The organism is Streptomyces sp. AM25 (assembly GCF_058146165.1).
The window spans coordinates 269,947-293,040 of the sequence record NZ_JBKIWN010000002.1 but is presented as its reverse complement, the minus strand read 5'-3'; the positions used below and the strand labels follow the sequence as shown (position 1 = coordinate 293,040).

The 23,094-nt window shown below is 73.7% G+C and carries 1 protein-coding gene; it reads right to left on the bottom strand.

Annotated elements, in window-relative coordinates:
- Window positions 1–16 precede the first annotated feature (16 nt).
- The gene (locus tag ACLHRZ_RS03460) at window positions 17–23,032 is read right to left on the bottom strand and encodes a type I polyketide synthase (RefSeq protein WP_490416710.1); all 23,016 of its coding nucleotides are present in this window, start codon (window positions 23,030–23,032) and stop codon (window positions 17–19) included.
- Window positions 23,033–23,094: the final 62 nt, after the last annotated feature.

Genomic DNA, 23,094 nt, shown 5'->3' with positions numbered 1-23,094 from the left:
CGGGACACCGGAATCGTCAGGAGATCCCGTATTCCTTGCCGAGCAGATCAAACATTTCGTCGTCCGTGGCCGATTCCAGATCACTGCCGTTGATTCCGGAGCCCTCCGGCGCCTTGCCGGATTCACCGGCAAGTGCCAGCACTTCCTGGAGCTTTGACACGATCCGGTCGCGGGCATCACCCATGGACAACTTCGTGGTCAATTCTTGTTCGAGCCTGTCGAGGTGGGCAAGTAGGGAATCCACTAGGGCTGGTTCGACCGCATCCGTGGTCTCCGTGAGCACCTGCCGGGCCAGCAGAGCGGGCGTCGGATAGTCGAAGACCAGCGTCGCCGGCAGTCGCAATCCGGTCGCCTTGTTGAGCCGGTTGCGCAGTTCGACGGCCGTCAGCGAGTCGAATCCCAGGTCCTGGAAGGCGTGTTCCGGCTGGACCGTACGCTCCGAGGAGTGGCCCAGCACCGCGGCCACCTCGGCCCGCACCAGATCCAGGACGACCTTGTCGCGCTCGCCCTCCGGCAGCCCGGACAGCCGCTCCGCCAGCGACGACGCGGACGGTGCGGCAGCGGCCTGCGCCGCCCTGCGGACCGCGGCCGGCGCCAGGGCGCGCAGCACGGCCGGCACCCCGCCGGCGCGCAGCGCACCGGTGTCGATGCGCACCGGGGCGAGCACCGCCTCGTCCGTGGCCAACGCCAGGTCGAACAGCCGCAGTCCCTCCTCCGACGACAGCGGCAGGACGCCGCTGCGCGCCATGCGGGCCCGGTCGGCCTCGGCGAGACCGTCCGTCATCGCACCGGACTCCTCCCACACTCCCCACGCCAGCGACGTGGCGGGCAGGCCCTCCCGGCGACGGTACGACGAGAAGGCGTCGAGGAAGGAATTCGCCGCCGCATAACTCGACTGACCGGCGCTGCCGACCATTCCGGCGACCGACGAGAACACCACGAAGGCGGCCAGGCCCATTTCCCGGGTGCACGCGTGGAGATTCAGCACGGCGTCCACCTTGGGCCGGAGGACACCGGCCAGCCTTTCCGGTGTGACCGAGGAGACGACCCCGTCGTCCAGAACGCCCGCGGTGTGCACGACGGCCGACAGCGGACGCCCGTCGAGCCCGGCCAGCATGGCGGAGACGGCATCCCGGTCCGCCATGTCGCAGGCCGCCCAGGAGACTTCGGCCCCCCAGCCAGCCAGTTCGGCCGTCAGCTCCGCCGCCCCGGCGGCCTCCGCGCCCCGGCGGCTCGCCAGCAGCAGTCGGCGCACCTTGTGCTCGGAGACGAGGTGCCGGGCGACGAGCCCGCCCAGCGCACCGGACGCACCGGTCACCAGAACGGTGCCGGCAGCGAGGTCCGGCGTGCTCCCGGCGGTCGCGGGCGCCTTCACCAGGCGCGGTACGAGCACGTCCTCGCCGCGCACCGCGAACTGCGGCTCACCGGAAGCGACGGCGGCGGGCAGGACCCGGGTCGCCGCATCGGCGTCCTCGGCCTCCACCAGCACCAGCCGGTCCGGGTTCTCCGACTGCGCGGAGCGCACGAGACCCCACACCGCGGCATGGGCGAGGTCACCGGGACGCGTCACCAACGCCAGGCGCCCCGGACGGTCCTCCGCCAGCCACCACTGCACCAGCGCCAGCACCTCGCGGGTGACGGCGTGCACCTGCTCCGCGCCGTCCTCGCCCGTCCCCACCGGGCACGCGACGACCGCGACGTCGGGCAGGGCGGACTCGGCGGCCAGCGCAGCCAGGTCCGCGTAGCCCCGTACGTCGAGCTCGTCCGCCTCGGCGAGGGAGACCGGCTGCCAGGCGAGGCCGAACAGCGAATCCTCGGTACGCCGGCCGGAACCGCTCGCCTTGAGCAGCTGCTCCCGCGACACCGGCCGCAGCGACAGCGTGTCGGCCGTGGCCACCAGGCCACCCGCGGCATCGGCCACGGCCAGCGACACCGCATCGGTGCCCATCCGCGAGACCTTGACCCGCAGAGCCGTCGCCCCGACGGCCGACACGCTCACCCCGGACCAGGCGAAGGGCAGCAACGGCCCGTCGTCGACCGGTACGAGACCGCCCGCGCCGATCGCATGGAGCGCGGCGTCCAGCAGCGCCGGGTGCAGGGCGAACCCGTCAGCCTCGGTGCCCTCCGCGAGAGCCACCTCGGCCAGGACGTCGTCCCCGCTGCGCCACACCGACCGCAGCCCCTGGAAGACCGGACCGTACTCCAGACCCAGTTCGGCCATGCCCTCGTAGAAAGCGGTCAGGTCGACGGCCTCGGCACCCGGCGGCGGCCACGCTCCGGCGGCCGCTTCGAAGGCGGTTGCGTGCGACGGCTGCGGCAGTTCGTCCGTCAGGTAGCCGACCGCGTGCCGGACCCATGACGCGTCGTCCGGCGCATCGTCCGGCCGCGAGTGGACGGTCACCGCGCGCCTGCCCGGCTCGTCCTCGGCACCGACCCACACCTGCACGGCCACACCGCCGCGCTCCGGGACGATCAGCGGCGCCTCCAGGGTCAGGTCGTCGATCCGCGCACAGCCGGCCTCCTCGCCCGCACGCACCGCCAGCTCCACGAGTGCGGTGCCCGGCAGCAGCACGCTGCCCATGACCATGTGGTCGGCGAGCCACGGGTGGGTCGCGAGCGAGAGCCGCCCGGTGACCAGGAACCCGCCGGTGCCCGGCAGCGCGACGGTGGCACCCGCCAGCGGGTGCACGGCCGCCCCCAGCCCGAGTCCGGTGGCGGCAGCACCGCCGGTGAACTCCTCGGGCGCGTCCAGCCAGTACCGCTCGTACTGGAACGCGTAGGTGGGCAGGTCGACTTGACGGGCACCCGGGAAGAGCGCCCGCCAGTCCGGGGAGACACCGTGCACGTGCAGCTCGGCGAGCGCGGTGACGGCGGCCTGCGGCTCGGGACGGTCGGCGCGCAGGACGGGGACGGTGAGGGCCTCGTCCAAGCAGCCCTGCGTCATGCCACTGAGCACGCCACCGGGGCCGATCTCCACGAAGGTGGACACGCCGAGGCCGTTCAAGGTCTGCACACCGTCGGCGAAACGGACGGCCTCGCGGACGTGCCGCACCCAGTACTCGGCCGTGTACGACTCCGCCAGCACGCCGGTCAGGTTCGACACCACCGGGATCTGCGGCTCGTTGAAGGACAGACCCTCCAGCACTGCCGCGAACTCGTCCAGCATCGGATCCATGAGCGGCGAGTGGAACGCATGGCTCACCTTCAGCCGGGACGTCTTACGGCCCTGCTGAACGAAGAGCTCCGCAATCGCCGTCACTGCATCCTCGGCACCGGAAATCACCACGGACCGCGGACCGTTGATGGCCGCGATACCGACCTGATCCGTCAGGTGCGGCAGGACCTCGTCCTCGGTCGCCTGCACGGCCACCATCGCGCCACCGGTGGGCAGCGCCTGCATCAGCGCAGCACGCGCCGACACCAGCTTCGCCGCATCCTCCAGCGACAGCACACCCGCCACATGAGCCGCAGCAATCTCACCCACCGAGTGACCGGCCACGTAATCCGGCCGCACACCCCACGACTCCAGCAGCCGGAACAACGCCACCTCGACCGCGAACAGCGCAGGCTGGGTGCACCCGGTCTGGTTCAGCTCTTCCGAATCCACATCGATCTCGGCATCGAGCTGTGCACAGACAGCGTCGTACGCCTCCGCAAACACCGGGAACGCCTCGGACAACTCCCGGCCCATCCCCAGCCGCTGCGAACCCTGCCCCGAGAACAGGAAGCCCACCTTGCCCCCGGCACCCGGCTCGCCCACGGCGACGCGGGCGGACGGGGAGCCGGCGGCCAGCGCACGCAGCGCCGTCAGGAGATCCTCCCGGTCCTCCCCCACCACGGCCGCTCGGTGCTCCATCGACGAGCGGGTGGTGGCCAGCGAGAACGCGACGTCGGCCAGCGGCGCGTCACCGTCCGCGAAGGACAGCAGCCGCTCCGCCTGCGCCCGCAGCGCCGGTTCGGTCTTCGCCGACAGCACCCACGGCACGACCACATCAGTGCTCGGCGCGGCAGGCAGCTCCGCCACCGCAGGCGCCTGCTCGACGATGACATGCGCGTTGGTACCGCTGATGCCGAAGGACGACACCGCCGCCCGGCGCGGCAGGTTGTTCTCAGGCCAGTCGACGGCCTCGGTGAGCAACTGCACTGCGCCGGCCGACCAGTCCACATGCGACGACGGTTCGTCGACGTGCAGCGTCTGCGGCAGCACACCGTTCCGGATCGCCATCACCATCTTGATCACGCCGCCGACGCCCGCAGCCGCCTGCGTGTGGCCGATGTTGGACTTGAGCGAACCCAGCCACAACGGACGGTCCTCCGGCCGCTCCTGGCCGTACGTGGCGAGGAGCGCCTGCGCCTCGATCGGGTCACCCAGCTTCGTGCCCGTACCGTGCGCCTCGACCGCGTCCACATCGGCCGGCGACAGACCGGCCGACGCCAGCGCCTGCCGGATCACCCGCTGCTGGGCCGGACCGTTCGGCGCAGTGAGGCCGTTGGACGCACCGTCCTGGTTGACCGCCGTGCCCCGGACCACCGCAAGTACCCGGTGGCCGTTGCGCTGCGCGTCGCTGAGGCGCTCCACGAGCAGCATGCCCGCGCCCTCGGCCCAGCCCGTGCCGTCCGCACCGTCCGCGAACGCCTTGCAGCGTCCGTCCGGCGACAGACCGCGCTGACGGCTGAACTCCACGAACGTCGAGGGAGTCGCCATGACGGTGACACCGCCGACCAGAGCCATCGAGCACTCGCCGCTGCGCAGTGCCTGAGTCGCCAGGTGCAGCGCGACGAGGGACGACGAGCACGCCGTGTCGACCGTGACCGCAGGGCCTTCGAGGCCGAACGAGTAGGAGACGCGGCCCGAGGCGATGCTGCCCGCGCTGCCGCTGCCCAGGTAGGCGTCCATGCCGTCCGGCGCCGTCTTCACGCGCCCGCCGTAGTCGTGGTACATCACGCCGGCGAAGACACCCGTCCTGCTGCCGCGCACCGAGGCCGGGTCGATACCGGCCCGCTCGAACGCCTCCCACGACGTCTCCAGCAGCAGCCGCTGCTGCGGGTCCATGGCGAGGGCCTCGCGCGGCGAGATCCCGAAGAACGCCGGGTCGAAGTCGGCCGCTTCGTGGAGGAAGCCGCCGTGGCGCACGTAGGACTTGCCGGAGCGGTCGGGGTCGGGGTCGAAGAGGTTCTCGACGTCCCAGCCGCGGTCCTCCGGGAAGCCGGAGATCGCGTCGCCGCCGGAGGCGACCAGACGCCACAGGTCCTCCGGCGACCGGACGTCACCGGGGAACCGGCAGGCCATGCCCACGATCGCGATCGGCTCGTCCGTCCCGGCGGCCGTGACGACCGCGGTCTCCGGCTGCTGCTCCTGGACGCCCAGCGTCTCGGTGAGCAGGAAGCGGGAGAGGGCGACGGGCGTCGGGTAGTCGAAGACCATGGTCGCCGGGAGTCGCAGCCCGGTCGCCGTGTTCAGCCGGTTGCGCAGCTCCACCGAGGTGAGCGAGTCGAAACCGGCGTCCTGGAAGGCGTGTTCGGGCTGGACGGCCTGGACCGAGGCGTGTCCGAGCACCGCGGCGACCTCGGTACGCACCAGCTCCAGCACCGCCTGCTCGCGCTCGGCCTCCGGCAGCCCGGCCAGCCGCTGCCCCAGCGACCCCTTGGGGGCGGTGGAGGCCGTGCGCCGCGCGGTGCCCCGGACAGGGCCGCGCAGCCCGCGCAGGACCGCGGGCACCGTGCCCTGGAGCCCGCCGAGGTCCAGCCGCAGCGGGGCGACGGCCGCCCGGTCCACCGACAGTGCCGCGTCGAACAGCCGCAGGCCCTCGTCGACGGATATCGGGGCCAGGCCCACCCTCTTGAGCCGGACGAGGTCCGCCTGGTCGAGCCGGTCGGCCATGCCGCTGCCCTGCTCCCACAGACCCCATGCCAGCGAGGTGGCGGGGAGCCCCTGCGCACGGCGGGACTCGGCGAAGGCGTCGAGGAAGGTGTTGGCGGCCGCGTAGTTGGCCTGGCCGGCGCTGCCCAGGATGCCGGACACCGACGAGAAGACCACGAACGCCGACAGGTCACCGGTCAGCTCGTGCAGGTTCAGCACGGCGTCGACCTTCGGGCGCAGCACCGCGTCCAGCCGCTCCGGGGTCAGCGCGGCGATCACGCCGTCGTCGAGCACACCGGCGGTGTGCACCACGGCGGTCACCGGCACGCCGGCCAGCGAGCGGGCGAGCGCGTCCCGGTCGGCCGCGTCGCAGGCCGCCCAGCGCACCTCGGCGCCGGCGCCTGCCAGTTCAGCCTCCAGCTCGGCCGCACCGGGGGCGTCCGCACCGCGCCGGCTCATCAGCAGCAGGCTGCGCACGCCGTGGGTGGTGACCAGGTGCCGGGCGACGAGCCCGCCCAGCGCACCGGACGCACCGGTCACCAGGACGGTGCCGTTGCCGAGGTCCGGCCCGTCGACGACGGCCCCGGACGTCTTCGCCAGGCGCGGTACGAGCACGTCCTCGCCGCGCACCGCGAACTGCGGCTCGCCGGAAGCGATCACGCCGGGCAGAACGGCGGGCACCGCCTCGATGTCCTCCGCCTCCACCAGCACGAACCGGTCCGGGTTCTCCGACTGCGCGGAGCGCACGAGACCCCACACCGCGGCATGGGCGAGGTCACCGGGACGCGTCACCAACGCCAGCCGCGCCGGGCGGTCCTCCGCCAGCCACCACTGCACCAGCGCCAGCACGGCGTTGACGGCTTCACGGACCCGGGCGGCCGTGTCGTCGCCCGATCCCACCGGGCACGGGACGACAACGACGTCCGACTCCCCTGCCGACTCCCGCAGCGCATCGACGTCCGCAACGGACTCGATCGTCAACGCGTCCGCGGTGGAAGGCAGGACGAGAGGCGTCCAGTCCAGGCCGAACAGCTGGTCGCCGCCACCGGCACCGCGCAGTTGCTCCGCCGAGACGGCGCGCAGCGCCAGCGACTCGACCGAGGCCACCGGGCCACCGTCCGCGTCGGTCACGGTCAGCGTGACTGCGTCGGTGCCCGTCCGCGACAGCTTCACCCGGACCATGGCCGCACCGGCCGCCTGGACGGCGACACCGGACCATGCGAACGGCAGCCGCGGCCCGTCGGCGAGCGAGACGAGCCCGCCGGCGGCCAGGGCGTGGAGCGCGGCGTCCAGCACCGCCGGGTGCAGGGCGAACCCGTCAGCCTCGGTGCCCTCCGCGAGAGCCACCTCGGCGAAGACGTCGTCCCCGCTGCGCCACACCGACCGCAGCCCCTGGAAGACCGGACCGTACTCCAGACCCAGTTCGGCCATGCCCTCGTAGAAGGCAGTCAGGTCGACGGCCTCCGCGGCCGGCGGTGGCGGCCACTCCCCGATCTCCGCACCGGGCGCCTCTGCCGAGGACAGCGCACCCGTCGCGTGCCGCACCCAGGCGCCGTCCTCGACGCGTGAGTGCACGGTCAGCTGCCGGCGGCCGGATTCGTCCTCCGCGCCGACCGCCACCTGAAGGGTGACGCCTCCGCGCTCGGGTACCACGAGGGGCATTTCGAGGGTGAGGTCCTCGATCCACCCGCAACCGACCTCGTCGCCCGCCCTGATGGCCAGCTCGACGAACGCGGTGCCGGGCAACAGGACGGTTCCGTGCACTGCGTGGTCGGCGAGCCACGGGTGGGTGTCGAGAGAGAGCAGCCCGGTCAGCAGCAGGCCACCGCTGTCGGCGGTCGCGAGCGCGGCACCGAGCAGCGGATGGTCCGCCGCCCCCAGGCCGGCCGCCCGGACGTCACCGCGCGCCTCGGGTGCATCGAGCCAGTAGCGCTCGCGCTGGAAGGCGTAGGTGGGCAGGTCGATGCGCCGTGCACCGGTGAAGAAGGCGTGCCAGTCCGGGGAGACGCCGTGGGCGTGGAGCTGCCCGAGGGCGGTGACGGCGGCCTGCGGCTCGGGACGGTCGGCGCGCAGGACGGGGATGGTGAGGGCCTCGTCGAGGCAGCCCTGCGTCATGCCGCTGAGGACGCCGCCGGGGCCGATCTCGACGAAGGTGGTCACGCCGAGGCCGTGCAGGGTCTGCACACCGTCGGCGAAACGGACCGCCTCGCGGACGTGCCGCACCCAGTACTCGGCCGTGTACGACTCCGCCAGCACGCCGGTCAGGTTGGACACCACCGGGATCTGCGGCTCGTTGAACGTCAGGCCACGCACGACGGCGGCGAAGTCGTCCAGCATCGGATCCATCAGCGGCGAGTGGAACGCGTGGCTGACCTTCAGCCGCGACGTCTTACGACCCTGCTCGGCGAAGACCGCCGCAATGGCCGTCACCGCGTCCTCGGCACCGGAAACCACCACGGACCGCGGGCCGTTGACGGCCGCAATACCCACCAGATCCGTCAGGTGCGGCAGCACCTCGTCCTCGGTCGCCTGCACGGCCACCATCGCACCGCCCGCAGGCAGCGCCTGCATCAACGCAGCACGGGCGGACACCAGCTTCGCCGCATCCTCCAGCGACAGCACACCCGCCACATGAGCCGCAGCAATCTCACCCACCGAGTGACCGGCCACGTAATCCGGCCGCACACCCCACGACTCCAGCAACCGGAACAACGCCACCTCGATGGCGAACAGCGCAGGCTGCGTGCACCCGGTCTGGTTCAGCTCCTCCGAATCCACATCGACCGCGGCATCGAGCTGTGCACAAACAGCGTCGTACGCCTCCGCAAACACCGGGAACACCGCGGACAACTCCCGGCCCATCCCCAGCCGCTGCGAACCCTGCCCCGAGAACAGGAAGCCCACCTTGCCCCCGGCAGCCACGCCCTGGACGACCTGCCCAGCGGACCGGTCGTGCAGGAGGGAGTGCAGCCCGTCGAGGAGTTCCTCGCGGTCCCGGCCCACGACGACCGCGCGGTGCTCGAACGCCGCACGTGCCGTCGCCAACGAGAATCCGACGTCGGCCAACGGCAGTTCGGAGCCAGCGGCGGACAGCAGCCGCTCCGCCTGCGCCCGCAGCGCCGCCTCGTTCTTCGCCGACAGCACCCACGGCACGACCACATCAGTGCTCGGCGCGGCAGGCAGCTCCGCCACCGCAGGCGCCTGCTCGACGATGACATGCGCGTTGGTACCGCTGACACCGAAGGACGACACCGCCGCCCGGCGCGGCCCGGTGGCACCGGGCCATTCCATCTGCTCGGTGAGCAGTTGCACCGCGCCCGCCGACCAGTCGACGTGCGGGGTCGGCTCGTCCACGTGCAGCGTCTGTGGCAGGACGCCATGGCGCATCGCCATGACCATCTTGATGATGCCGCCGACGCCCGCGGCGGCCTGCGAGTGGCCGATGTTGGACTTGAGCGAACCCAGCCACAACGGACGGTCCTCCGGCCGCTCCTGGCCGTACGTGGCGAGGAGCGCCTGCGCCTCGATCGGGTCGCCCAGCTTCGTACCGGTGCCGTGTGCCTCCACGGCATCGATCTGGTCCGAGGACACGCCCGCGTTGGCCAGTGCCTGCCGGATCACGCGCTGCTGCGCGGGACCGTTCGGCGCGGTGAGGCCGTTGGACGCACCGTCCTGGTTGACCGCCGTACCCCGGACGACCGCCAGCACCTGGTGGCCGTTGCGGCGGGCGTCGGAGAGCCGCTCGACGAGCAGCATGCCTGCGCCTTCGGCCCAGCCCGTGCCGTCCGCGCCGGCGCCGAACGCCTTGCAGCGGCCGTCGGCCGAGAGCCCGCGCTGACGGCTGAACTCGACGAAGACCGCCGGGCTCGCCATGACGGTGACACCGCCGACGAGGGCCATCGAGCACTCGCCGCTGCGCAGCGACTGCACCGCCAGGTGCAGCGCGACCAGCGACGACGAGCACGCGGTGTCGACCGTGACCGCGGGGCCTTCCAGGCCGAACGTGTAGGAGACGCGGCCCGAAGCGACGCTGCCCGCGCTGCCGTTGACGAGGTAGCCCTCAAGTCCGGCCGGGGAGGTGTGCACGCGCCCGCCGTAGTCGTGGTACATCACGCCGGCGAAGACACCCGTCCGGCTGCCGCGCACCGAGGCCGGGTCGATACCGGCCCGCTCGAACGCCTCCCACGACGTCTCCAGCAGCAGCCGCTGCTGCGGGTCCATCGCCAGCGCCTCGCGCGGCGAGATGCCGAAGAACTCCGCGTCGAAGTCGGCCGCTTCGTGGAGGAAGCCGCCCTGGCGGGTGTAGCTGGTGCCCCACTGTTCGGGGTCGGGGTTGTAGAGGTTCTCGACGTCCCAGCCGCGGTCCTCCGGGAAGTCCGACACCGCGTCGTGGCCGGAGAACACCAACTGCCACAGATCCTCGGGCGACCGGACGTCACCGGGGTAGCGGCAGGCCATGCCCACGATCGCGATCGGCTCGTCCGTCCCGGCGGCGACCGTGGCGACGGCGGCGGCCGCCGTCCCGCCGGTGCCGACGGCCTCGGTGGTGAGGAAGCGGGCGAGAGCGACGGGCGTCGGGTAGTCGAAGATCAGCGTGGCGGGGAGGCGCAGGCCGGCGGCCGTGTTGAGGCGGTTGCGCAGTTCGACGGCGGTCAGCGAGTCGAAGCCGATGTCGTTGAACGGGTCGTCGGCGCCGATCGACCGGGCGTCGGCGTGCCCGAGCACGGCGGCGACCTCGGTGCGGACCAGTTCCAGCACCGTCTGCTCGCGCTCGGCCTCCGGCAGTCCGGCCAGCGTCTGTCCCAGGGAGGACGAGGCGGCCTTCGCCGCCGCTGCCGCGCGCCGGGCCGGCGCGACCCGGACCAGGCCGCGCAGGACCGACGGAACCGGCTGTCCCTGTCCGTCGCGGAAGGCGGAGGTGTCGAGCCGGATCGGGACCACGGCCGCGCGGCCGGTGGCGAGGCCGGCGTCGAACATCCGCAGGCCCTCCCCCGCCGGGATGGCCGCCAGGCCCATGCGCTTGATGCGCGTGAGGTCGGTGTGGTCGAGGCTGCCGGTCATCGCGCTGTCGCTGTCCTGCGCCCACAGGCCCCAGGCCAGTGACGTGGCGGGCAGGCCCTGCTCCCGGCGGTGCTCGGCGAGGGCGTCGAGGAAGGTGTTGGCGGCGGCGTAGTTGCCCTGGCCCTGTGTGCCGAGGGTGCCCGCCGCCGAGGAGAAGAGCACGAACGCGCTCACGTCCCCGGCCAGTTCGTGCAGGTTCAGCGCCGCGTCGACCTTGGGGCGGAACACGCCGTCCAGCCGCTCGGGGGTCAGCGCGCCGATGACTCCGTCGTCCAGGACGCCGGCGGTGTGGACGACGGCGGACAGCCGTCGCCCGGCCAGGAGTTCACGGACGGCGTCGCGGTCGGCCACGTCGCAGGCGGCCCAGGCGACGTCGGCGCCCTCCTCGGCCAGCTCGGCGGCGAGTCCGGCCGCGCCGGGGGCGTCCCCGCCACGGCGGCTGACCAGGAGCAGGCTGCGGACACCGTGCTGCGCGACGAGGTGCCGGGCCAGGAGCCCGCCCAGCCCGCCCGACGCACCGGTCAGCAGGACGGTGCCGGAACCGAGGTCGGGCAGCTCCCGGTCCGCGCCGTCCGGGACGGCGATACGGGCCAGCCTCGGCACGCGCACCTCGCCCGCGGACACCCGGGCCTGCGGCTCACCGGAGGCGATCACTCCGGGCAGCGTGCCGTCGAGGTCGGCGCCCTCGTCGGCGTCGACCAGCACGAAGCGGTCGGGGTTCTCGCTCTGCGCCGAGCGCACCAGCCCGCGCACCGCCGCCTGGGCGAGGTCCCCGGTGCGCGTCACCAGCACGAGGCGCGCCGGGCGGTCCTCGGCCAGCCACCACTGCACCAGCTCCAGCACGGCGTCGGTGACCTCGCGGACCCGGGTGGCGGTGTCCTCGGCGGCGCCCGTCGGGCACGGGACGACCACGGCATCGGCGTCCGGCGCCGGGTCCGCGGACCGCAGCGCCGTGACGTCGGCGTAGGCCGCGATCCGCAGGGCGCCGTCCACGACGGACGGCAGACCGATCGCCGTCCACTCCATACCGAACAGCGAGTCGCCGTCGCCGGCCCCGCCGCGCAACTGGTCGGCGGAGACCGGGCGCAGCGTCAGGGAGTCGATCTGCGCGACCGGCTCGCCGGTGCCGTCGGCCAGCGCCAGCGACACCGTGGTGCCACCGGCGCGCGAGACCTTCACGCGCAGCGCGGAGGCCCCGGCGGCCGCCAGGCGCACGCCGCTCCAGGCGAACGGCAGAAGCCCGTTGCCCGTCCCGGCCTCGGGTGCGACCGCACCCAGCCACACGGTGTGCAGCGCCGCGTCGAACAGGGCGGGGTGCAGACCGTAGGCGCCTGCGCCCGTCCGCTCCGGCCCGGGCAGTTCCACTTCGGCGTAGAAGTCGTCGCCGTCCTGCCAGGCGGCGTGCAGCCCCCGGAAGACGGGGCCGTAGTCGAGGGCCATGCCGGCGAGCTGCTCGTAGAAGCCGTCGACGTCGACCGGCTGCGCGCCCGCGGGCGGCCATGCGGCGAGCGAGCCGTTCACCGGGCCCGTGGCCGTGGCCAGCGAGCCGGCGGCGTGGCGCACCCACGGCTTGTCCGTGTCCTCGGGGCGCGAGTGCACGGTCAGCGGTCTGCGGCCCGCGCCGTCGTCGGCGCCGACGCGCACCTGCAGGGCCACGCCTCCGCGCTCGGGCACGCGCAGCGGTGCTTCGAGGGTGAGTTCTTCGAGCAGGTCGCAGCCGACGGCGTCGGCCGCGGTGATGGCCAGCTCGACGAACGCGGTGCCCGGCAGCAGGACGACCCCGCTCACGGCGTGATCGGCGAGCCACGGGTGGGTGTGCAACGAGAGCCGGCCGGTGAGCAGTTGCCCGTCCCCGTCGGCCAGCGGCACGGCGGCACCGAGCAGCGGGTGACCGGCCTCGCCCTGTCCCACGGCACGCAGGTCGCCGGCCGCGGCGGGGGCGTCGAGCCAGTAGCGCTCGCGCTGGAAGGCGTAGGTGGGCAGGGCGACGCGCCGGGCGCCGGGGAACAGCGCCTGCCAGTCCGGGGAGATGCCGTGGGCGTGGAGCTGCCCGAGGGCGGTGACGACGGCCTGCGGCTCGGGACGGTCGGCGCGCAGCACCGGCACCGTGACCGCCTCGTCCGTGCACGCCTGCACCAGGGCGCTCAGCACGCCACCGGGGCCGATCTCCACGAAGGTCGTCACGCCCAGGTCGCCGAGGGTCTGCACACCGTCCGCAAAGCGGACCGCCTCGCGGACGTGCCGCACCCAGTACTCGGCGGTGTACGCCTCCGCCAGCACGCCGGTCAGGTTCGACACCACCGGGATCTGCGGCTCGTTGAACGTCAGGCCACGCACGACAGCGGCGAACTCGTCCAGCATCGGGTCCATCAGCGGCGAGTGGAACGCGTGGCTCACCTTCAACCGGGACGTCTTACGACCCTGCTGCCTGAACACCTCCGCTATCGCCAGCGCGGCGTCCTCGGCGCCGGAAACCACCACCGACCGCGGGCCGTTGATGGCGGCAATGCCCACCTCGTCCGTGAGGTGCGGCAGCACCTCGTCCTCCGTGGCCTGCACCGCCACCATCGCGCCGCCCGCAGGCAGCGCCTGCATCAACGCGGCACGGGCGGACACCAGCTTCGCCGCATCCTCAAGCGACAGCACACCCGCCACATGCGCGGCGGCGATCTCGCCCACCGAGTGACCGGCCACGCAATCGGGCCGGATGTCCCACGACTCCAGCAGCCGGAACAACGCCACCTCGACCGCGAACAACGCAGGCTGCGTCATACCCGTCCGGTGCAGCTCCTCCGAGTCGACGTCCAGCGTCACCCCGAGCTGCGCACACACCTCGTCGTACGCCGCCGCGAACACCGGATACGCCGCATACAACTCCCGCCCCATCCCCAGGCGCTGCGAACCCTGGCCCGAGAAGAGGAAGGCGACCTTGCCCTCGGAGCGGGCCCGGCCCAGCACCACGTTGGCCGCGGACTCGCCGGCCGCGAGTGCGGCCAGTGCCGCCCGCAGCTCCTCGGCGTCGGCGCCGACCACCGCTGCCCGGTGCTCCAGCCCCGACCGGGTGACCGCCAGCGAGAAGCCGACGTCGGTCAGCGGCGCCGCACTGTCCGCGGCGGCCAGCAGCCGTTCCGCCTGGGCGCGCAGCGCGACCTCGGTCCTGCCGGACAGCACCCACGGCACGGACGCCGGGCGGTGCTGCTCCACCGGCCCGGCGGCGGCGACGGCGGGCGCCTCCTCGATGATGGAGTGCGCGTTGGTGCCGCCGATGCCGAAGGAGGACACGGCTGCCCGTCGCGGGAGGTCGCCCGCAGGCCACTCCACGGCCTCGGTCAGCAGCCGCACCGCGCCGGCCGTCCAGTCGACGTGCGGGGTCGGCTCGTCGACGTGCAGCGTCTGCGGCAGCACGCCGTTCCGCATCGCCATGACCATCTTGATGATGCCGGCCACGCCCGCGGCGGCCTGCGTGTGACCGATGTTGGACTTGACCGAGCCGAGCCACAACGGCCGGTCCTCGGGCCGCTCCTGGCCGTAGGTGGCGAGCAGCGCCTGCGCCTCGATCGGGTCGCCCAGCTTGGTGCCCGTGCCGTGCGCCTCGACGGCGTCCACGTCGGCGGGCGACAGACCGGCCGACGTCAGCGCCTGCCGGATCACGCGCTGCTGCGACGGGCCGTTGGGAGCGGTGAGGCCGTTGGAGGCGCCGTCCTGGTTGACCGCCGTGCCCCGGACGACCGCCAGCACCTGGTGGCCGTTGCGGCGGGCGTCGGAGAGCCGCTCCACCAGGAGCAGGCCCACGCCCTCGCCCCAGCCCGTGCCGTCGGCACCGGCGGCGAACGCCTTGCAGCGGCCGTCGGGCGACAGGCCGCGCTGGCGGCTGAACTCCACGAACATGTCCGGCGTGGTCATCACGGTGACACCGCCGACGAGGGCCATCGAGCACTCGCCGCTGCGCAGCGACTGCACCGCCAGGTGCAGGGCCACGAGGGACGACGAACAGGCCGTGTCCACCGTGACCGCCGGGCCCTCCAGCCCGAAGGTGTAGGAGATGCGGCCGGAGACGACCGAGGCCGCCTTGCCGGTGAGGGCGTAACCCTCGATCTCCTCGGGCGCGTTGCGCAGTCCGTTGGCGTAGTCCTGGCCGTTGGTGCCGATGAAGACACCGGTCCGGCTGGCGCGGACGGACGCGGGGGCGATGCCCGCGCGCTCGAAGGCCTCCCAGGACGCCTCCAGCAGCAGCCGCTGCTGCGGGTCCATCGCCAGTGCCTCGCGCGGCGAGATGCCGAAGAGACCGGCGTCGAAGCGGTCGGCGCCCCGGATGAAGCCGCCTTCGCACGCGTAGGTCCGGCCGGACCGGTCGGGGTCCGGGTCGTAGAGCGAACCGATGTCCCAGCCGCGGTCGGTGGGGAACCCGGAGACCGCGTCGCGGCCGGAGTGCAGCAGCTCCCACAGGTCCTCGGGCGACTCGACGCCGCCGGGGAAGCGGCAGCTCATGCCGACGATCGCGATGGGCTCGTCGGTCACGACGCCCGTGATCTGCCCGGCGTCCGCCTCCTGCCCGTGCCGGCCGAGGAGTTCCTCGCGCAGGTGGCGGGCGAGGGCGGTGGGGGTCGGGTGGTCGAAGACCAGCGTGGCGGACAGCTTGAGGCCGGTGGCCGCGTTGAGCCGGTGGCGCAGTTCGACGGCGGTGAGCGAGTCGAAGCCGGTCTCGCGGAACGTCCGGTCGGCCTCGAAGGCGCCCTTGCCGGTGTGGCCGAGGACGGCGGCGGACTGCTCGCGGACCAGGTCCAGCAGCATGCGGTCCTGTTCCCGCGGTGCGGCGCCCGCGAGGCGGCGGCCCAGTGCGGACGCGGGCACCTCGGTGCTCCGGGTGTCCCGGGCGAGGGCTTCGAGGGCCTGGCGGGCCTCGGGCACCCCGAGCAGCAGCGGGCAGGGGCGCGTGGTGGCGAAGGCCGGGACGAAGCGGTCCCAGTCGACGTCCGCGACGGTCACGGCGGTCTCGCCGTGGGTCAGCGCGCCGTGCAGCACGGCGATGGCGGGCCGGGCCTCGAGTGCCCGGATGCCGCGCCGGCGCAGGTGGTCGCCGGCGGCGCCGTCGGCCATGCCGCCGTCCGCCCAGGGTCCCCACGCGACGGCCAGCGCGGGCAGGCCGTCCGCGCGGCGCTGCTCGGCGAGTGCGTCGAGGAAGGCGTTCGCGGCACCGTAGGCGCCCTGGCCGCCGTTGCCCCAGACGCCGGTCATCGAGGAGAACAGCACGAAGGCGTCGAGGTCGTGCCGGTCCCGGGTGAGCTCGTGCAGGTGGAGCGCGGCGTCCACCTTGGGGCGCAGCACGTGGTCCAGCCGCTCGGGCGTGAGCGATTCGACGAGGCCGTCGTCGAGCACACCGGCGGTGTGCACCACGGCGTTCACGGTGTGCCGGTCGAACAGCTCGGCCAGCGCGTCCCGGTCGGCGGCGTCGCACGCGGCGACGGTGACGCGGACGCCCGACTCCTCCAGTTCCGCGGCGAGTTCGGCGGCGCCCGGGGCGTCGGGGCCGCGGCGGCTGGTGAGCAGCAGGTGTTCGGCTCCGGCGGCGGCGAGCCAGCGGGCCACGTGCCCGCCGAGCGCGCCCGTGCCGCCGGTCACGAGCACGGTGCCGCGCGGCGTCCAGGGCGCGTCCGCCGGTGCCGCGCTCTGCGGTGCGCGCACCAGCCGGCGGCCGGAGACGCCGGAGGCGCGTACGGCGAGCTGGTCCTCGTCGGCCTGGGTCAGCAGGCCGGCCAGCCGCTCCAGGGACCGGGGGTCGGGGTCGGCGGGCAGGTCGACGAGCCCGCCCCAGCGCTGCGGCTGTTCCAGGGCGACGACCCGGCCCAGGCCCCAGATCTGTGCGGCGGCGGGGTCGGTGACCGGGTCCGGGGCGCCGGTCGACACCGCGCCGCCGGTCACGCACCACAGCGGGGCCTCGGTCCCGGCGTCGCCGAGGGCCTGTACGAGCAGGACGAGCCGCTGGAGGGCATCCGCGCCTGCCGCGGCGAACAGCACGCCCTCGGCCTGTCCGGCCTCGGTGAGCGTCCGGGCCAGCGTCGCGCGGTCGGTGTCCCCGGCCAGGACGACCGGGACGAGGTCGACGCCGAGTCCGGCGAGTCCGGTGCGGATCGCCGTCGTCCACGCGGTCTCCTCGGGGACCGCGAAGAGCCAGGTCCCCGACGGGACGGCCTTGGTGTCGCCGAGCGGCTGCCAGGAGATGCGGTAGCGGCGGCCGTCGGCGGCGGACTGCTCGCGCCGCTGCCGACGCCAGCCGGACAGCTTGGGTGCGATCACGTCCAGCTCGGCGGGCGGCAGCCCCAGGAGGGCGCCGAGGGACTCGCGGTCCTCGCTCTCGACGACGTCCCAGAACTCGGCGTCCAGCACGCCCACGGCGCCGAGGGAGGCCGCCCGGGGTGCGTCGAGCCAGTAGCGCTCGCGCTGGAACGCGTAGGTGGGCAGGCCGACTTGGCGGGCGCCGGTGAAGAAGGCGTGCCAGTCCGGGGAGACGCCGTGGGCGTGGAGCTGCCCGAGGGCGGTGACGACGGCGTGCGGCTCGGGACGGTCGGCGCGCAGGACGGGCACGGTGAGGGCACCGTCCACGCAGCCCTGCACCAGGGCGCTCAGGACGCCGCCGGGACCGATCTCGACGAAGGTGGTCACGCCGAGGTCGTGCAGGGTCTGCACACCGTCGGCGAAACGCACTGCCTCGCGGACGTGTCCGACCCAGTACTCGGCGGTGTAGGGCTCGGCGAGTTCGCCGGTGAGGTTCGAAACGACCGGGATGTACGGCTCGTTGAACGTCAGGCCGTGCACGACCGCCGCGAAGTCGTCGAGCATGGGGTCCATGAGCGGCGAGTGGAACGCGTGGCTGACCTTCAGCCGGGACGTCTTACGGCCCTGCTGAGCGAACGCCTCCGCTATCGCCGTCGCGGCGTTCTCGGCGCCCGAAATGACCACGGACTGCGGGCCGTTGATGGCGGCAATACCGACCTCGTCGGTGAGGTGCGGCAGGACTTCCGCTTCCGTCGCCTGGACGGCCACCATCGCGCCACCGGTGGGCAGCGCCTGCATCAGCGCGGCACGGGCGGACACCAGCTTCGCCGCATCCTCAAGCGACAGCACACCCGCCACATGCGCGGCGGCGATCTCGCCCACCGAGTGACCGGCCACGTAATCCGGCCGGATGCCCCAGGACTCCAGCAGCCGGAACAGCGCCACCTCGATGGCGAACAGCGCGGGCTGGGTGCACCCGGTCTGGTTCAGCTCCTCCGAGTCCACATCGACCGCGGCTTCGAGAAGCGCGCACACCTCGTCGTACGCGGCAGCGAACACCGGGTACGTCGCGTACAGCTCCCGTCCCATGCCCAGGCGCTGCGAACCCTGGCCGGAGAAGAGGAATCCGACCTTGCCGCCCGCCGGGCGTCCCAGGGTCACGTTCGCCGCCGGCCGGCCGGCGGCCAGTGCAGCCAGTCCGGCCCGCAGTTCCTCCGCGTCGGCACCGGCCACCGCGGCCCGGTGCTCCAGCGCGGCGCGCGTCGTGGCCAGCGAGAAGCCGATGTCGGTCAGCGGCGCGTCACCGTCCACGGAGGCCAGCAGCCGCTCCGCCTGTCCCTGCAGCGCCGTCTCGCTCTTTGCCGACAGCACCCAGGAAACCGGGCCTGCCGCTGCCTCGACGGCGGGCTTCTCGCTCGTCGTGACGTGCTCGACGATGACGTGTGCGTTGGTGCCGCTGATGCCGAAGGACGACACCGCCGCGCGGCGCGGCCCGGCGGAACCGGACCACTCCACCGGCTCGGTGAGCAGGCGTACGCCGCTCGCCGTCCAGTCGACGTGCGGGGTCGGCTCGTCCACGTGCAGGGTCTGCGGCAGCACGCCGTGCTGCATCGCCATGACCATCTTGATGACACCGGCCACACCGGCGGCGGCCTGCGTGTGACCGATGTTGGACTTCAACGAGCCGAGCCACAGCGGGCGTTCGTCGTCCCGGTCCTGTCCGTAGGCGGCGATCAGGGCTTCCGCCTCGATCGGGTCGCCCAGGCGCGTGCCCGTGCCGTGCGCCTCCACCGCGTCGACGTCGGTGGGCGACAGTCCGGCCGATGCCAGGGCCTGGCGGATGACCCGCTGCTGCGAGGGGCCGTTCGGGGCCGTCAGGCCGTTCGACGCACCGTCCTGGTTGACGGCGGACCCGCGGACCACGGCCAGCACCCGGTGGCCGTTGCGCTCGGCGTCGCTCAGCCGCTCCACCAGGAGCATGCCGACGCCCTCGGCCCAGCCGGTGCCGTCGGCCCCGGCGGCGAAGGCCTTGCAGCGGCCGTCTGCGGACAGGCCGCGCTGGCGGCTGAACTCCACGAACATGCCGGGCGTGGACATCACGGTGACGCCGCCGGCCAGGGCCATGGTGCATTCGCCGTTGCGCAGCGACTGGACGGCCAGGTGCAGGGCGACCAGCGAGGACGAGCACGCCGTGTCCACGGTGACCGCGGGGCCTTCGAGGCCGAACGAGTAGGCCACGCGGCCCGAGGCGACGCTGGTCGTGGTGCCGGTCAACAGGTAGCCCTCGATGCCCTCCACGGGCTCGTGCAGGCGGGGGCCGTAGTCCTGCGCCGTGGCGCCGATGAAGACGCCCGCCCGGCTGCCGCGCAGCGAGGCCGGGTCGATGCCGGCGCGCTCGAAGGCCTCCCACGCGGTCTCCAGGACGAGCCGCTGCTGGGGGTCGATCGCGGCGGCCTCGCGGGGGCTGATGCCGAAGAAGGCGGCGTCGAACTCGGCGGCCTCGTGCAGGAATCCGCCCTGCCGGGTGGAGGACTTGCCGGGTGTGCCGGGCTCCGGGTCGTAGAGCGCTTCGACGTCCCAGCCGCGGTCGGCGGGGAATCCGGTGATGGCGTCGCCGCCGGAGGACACCAGCCGCCACAGGTCCTCGGGCGAGCCGACGCCGCCCGGGAGGCGGCAGCTCATGGCGACGATGGCGATCGGCTCGTCGGGGTCGGCGGCAGGCCCGTGCGCGGTGGCGGCCGTTCCGCGGCCCAGGGCCTCCGTGCCCAGGTGGCGGGCGAGTGCGGCCGGGGTGGGGTGGTCGAAGAGCAGTCCGCTGGGCAGGCACAGCCCGGTGGCCTCGGTGAGCTGGTTGCGCAGTTCCACCGAGCTGAGGGAGTCGAAGCCGAGGTCCTTGAAGGTCCATTCGGTCTCGATCCGGCGGGCGTCGGCGTGGCCCAGGACGGCGGCGATGTGGGCGCGGACCAGGTCGAGGACGGCGTCGTCGCGTGCGTCCTCGGGCAGGGCGGCCAGGCGCTGTGCCAGGGCGCCGGCGGGCGCGGTGCCGCTGTCGGCGGCGGCCGTCGCCTCCGGCTGCGGAACGGCCGGCAGCGCGGTGGTGGTGACGGCGGACGTGGTCTCGTCCAGCCAGTGCCGCTGCCGTTCGAACGCGTAGGTCGGCAGCGCCGTCCTGCGTGCGTCGTGTCCGGCGAACAGGGCGGGCCAGTCCGGTTCCAGGCCGTGGACGTGCAGGGAGGCGACCGCGGCCAGCAGGGCCTGTGCCTCGGGGCGGCGGGCGCGCAGGGCGGGCACGAACAGGGTGTCGGCGGGCGTGCAGGCGCGGGCGAGGGAGGTCAGGACGCCGCCGGGCCCGAGTTCCAGGCAGGTGCGGACGCCGTGTTCGTCGAGGCGGGCGACGCCGTCGGCGAAGCGGACCGCGTCGCGGACGTGGCGGACCCAGTACTCGGCCGTGCATCCCTCGTACGTGTCGGAGAGCCGGCCCGTGACGTTGGAGACGACCGGGATGCGCGGGGTGTGGAAGGTCAGGCTCTCGGCCACGCTGCGGAACTCCGCCAGCATGGGTTCCATGTGCGGGGAGTGGAAGGCGTGGCTGACGCGCAGCCGGCTGGTCTTGCGGCCGAGGGCCGCGCAGGCGTCGGCGATCTCGGTGACGAGGTCGTCGTCGCCGGAGACGACGACGGAGTCGGGGCCGTTCAGCGCGGCGATGCTCACGCGGTCGCCGCGGTCGCCGCGGTCGCCGATGAGCGCGCGGACCTCGTCCTCGGTGCTCTGGACGGCGATCATGGCTCCCCCGGCGGGGAGTTCCTGCATGAGGCGGCCGCGCGCGGCGACGAGTGCGCAGGCGTCGGCGAGGGAGAGCACGCCGGCCACGTGGGCGGCGGCGAGTTCGCCGATGGAGTGGCCCATGAGCACGTCGGGGGTGATGCCCCAGCTCTCCAGCAGCCGGAAGAGCGCGACCTCGACGGCGAACAGCGCGGTCTGGGTGTAGAGGGTCCGGTCGAGTTCGGCGGACTCCTCCGAGTCCTCGGGGGCGAACATGACCTCGCGCAGCGGCCTGGGCAGCCGGGGGGCGAGGTGGGCGCACACCTCGTCGAGCGCGGCGGCGAAGACCGGGAAGGCCTCGGCGAGTTCGCGGCCCATGCCGGCCCGCTGGCTGCCCTGGCCGGAGAAGAGGAAGGCGACCCGGCCGCGCGGCGTGACGCGGCCCGTGGTCAGCGCGGCGTCGATGCCGCCGGCGGCCAGTTCGCGCAGGGCGCGCAGGAAGTCCGTGCGGTCCTCGCCGACGACGACGGCCCGGTGGTCGAAGAAGGTGCGGCCGGTGGCGAGCGAGTAGCCGACGTCGGGCAGCGCGAGGCCGGGGCGGGCCTCGGCGTGCGCGAGCAGTGCGGCGGCCTGGGCGCGCAGCCCGGACGCGGTCTTGGCGGACAGCGGCCAGGGCGTCGGCGCGGTGTCCGGCCCGGCGGCGGGCGCGGTGCGTTCCGGCTCGTCCGCCGTGGTGCCGTGTGCGGCGAGCACGACGTGGCAGTTGGTGCCGCCCATGCCGAACGAGCTGACGCCGGCGAGCAGCGGGCGGCCGTCCTGGCCGTCCCACGCGGTGTGTTCGGTCTGTACCTGGAGGTTCAGCCGGTCCAGCGGGATCGCGGGGTTGGGGGTCTCGAAGTTCAGGCTGGCGGGCAGTTCGCGGTGGCTGAGGGCCAGGGCGGCCTTGAGCAGGCCGGTGATGCCGGCGGCGCCTTCGAGGTGGCCGACGTTGGTCTTGGCCGAGCCGACCCGCAGCGGCTGTTCCCGGTCGCGGTGCGTGCCGAGCACCGCGCCGAGCGCGGCGGCCTCGATCGGGTCGCCGACCTTGGTGCCGGTGCCGTGCAGTTCTACGTAGCCGACGTGGGCGGGGTCGACCCCGGCCCGCTCGTAGGCGAGCCGCAGCACCTGTTCCTGGCCGGACTGCAGGGGGACGGTCAGCCCGTCGCCGCCGCCGTCGTTGTTGACGGCGCTGCCGCGGATCACGCAGTGGATCCGGTCCCCGTCCGCAACGGCTTGGGCCAGCGGCTTGAGGACGACGATGCCGCCGCCCTCGCCGCGGACGTAGCCGTTCGCGCGCTCATCGAAGGTGAAGCAGCGGCCGTCCGGGGACAGGCCGCCGAACCTGGCCGCGCCCAGGGTGCTCTCGGGGACGATGTTGAGGTTGACGCCGCCCGCGAGGGCGATCGTGGACTCGCCCTTGCGGAGGCTCTCGCAGGCCAGGTGGACGGAGACCAGGGAGGAGGATTGGCCGGAATCGACCGTCAGGCTGGGGCCGTTGAAGCCGAGGAAGTACGAGACCCGGTTGGCGATGATGCTGCGGTGCAGGCCGGTGACGGTGTGCGGGGAGATGGCCGTGAGCCCGGAGCGGTAGTGGAGGGTCGCGTAGTCGTCCCAGATCGCGCCCACGAACACGCCGGTGCGGGTGGAGCGCAGCGTCTCGGCGCGCGTGTGCGCGTCCTCCAGTGCTTCCCAGGCCAGCTCCAGCACGAGCCGCTGCTGGGGGTCCATGGCCGCGGCCTCCTTGGGGGAGAGCCCGAAGAAGCCGGCGTCGAAGTGGCCGATGCGGTCGAGGAATCCGCCGCGGCGGATGTCGGTCCGGCCCGGCTCGGTGGGGTCGGCGTCGGCCGTCGCGGCTCCGTCCCAGCGGTCCGGGGGCACGTCGGTGATCGCGTCGGCGCCCTCGCTGAGCAGCCGCCAGAAGGCGGCCGGGTCGGCGGCCCCCGGCAGCCGGCAGGCGAGACCGACGACGGCGATGCCGTCGGCCGCGGCCGCCGAACCGGCCCGATTCCCAGTCCCGTTGAGCCCGGACTCGACCATGTTGTGCTCCACCCACCCACACAGAGAAAAGGCGCCACACCTTGCCCGTGGCGCGTGTGCCC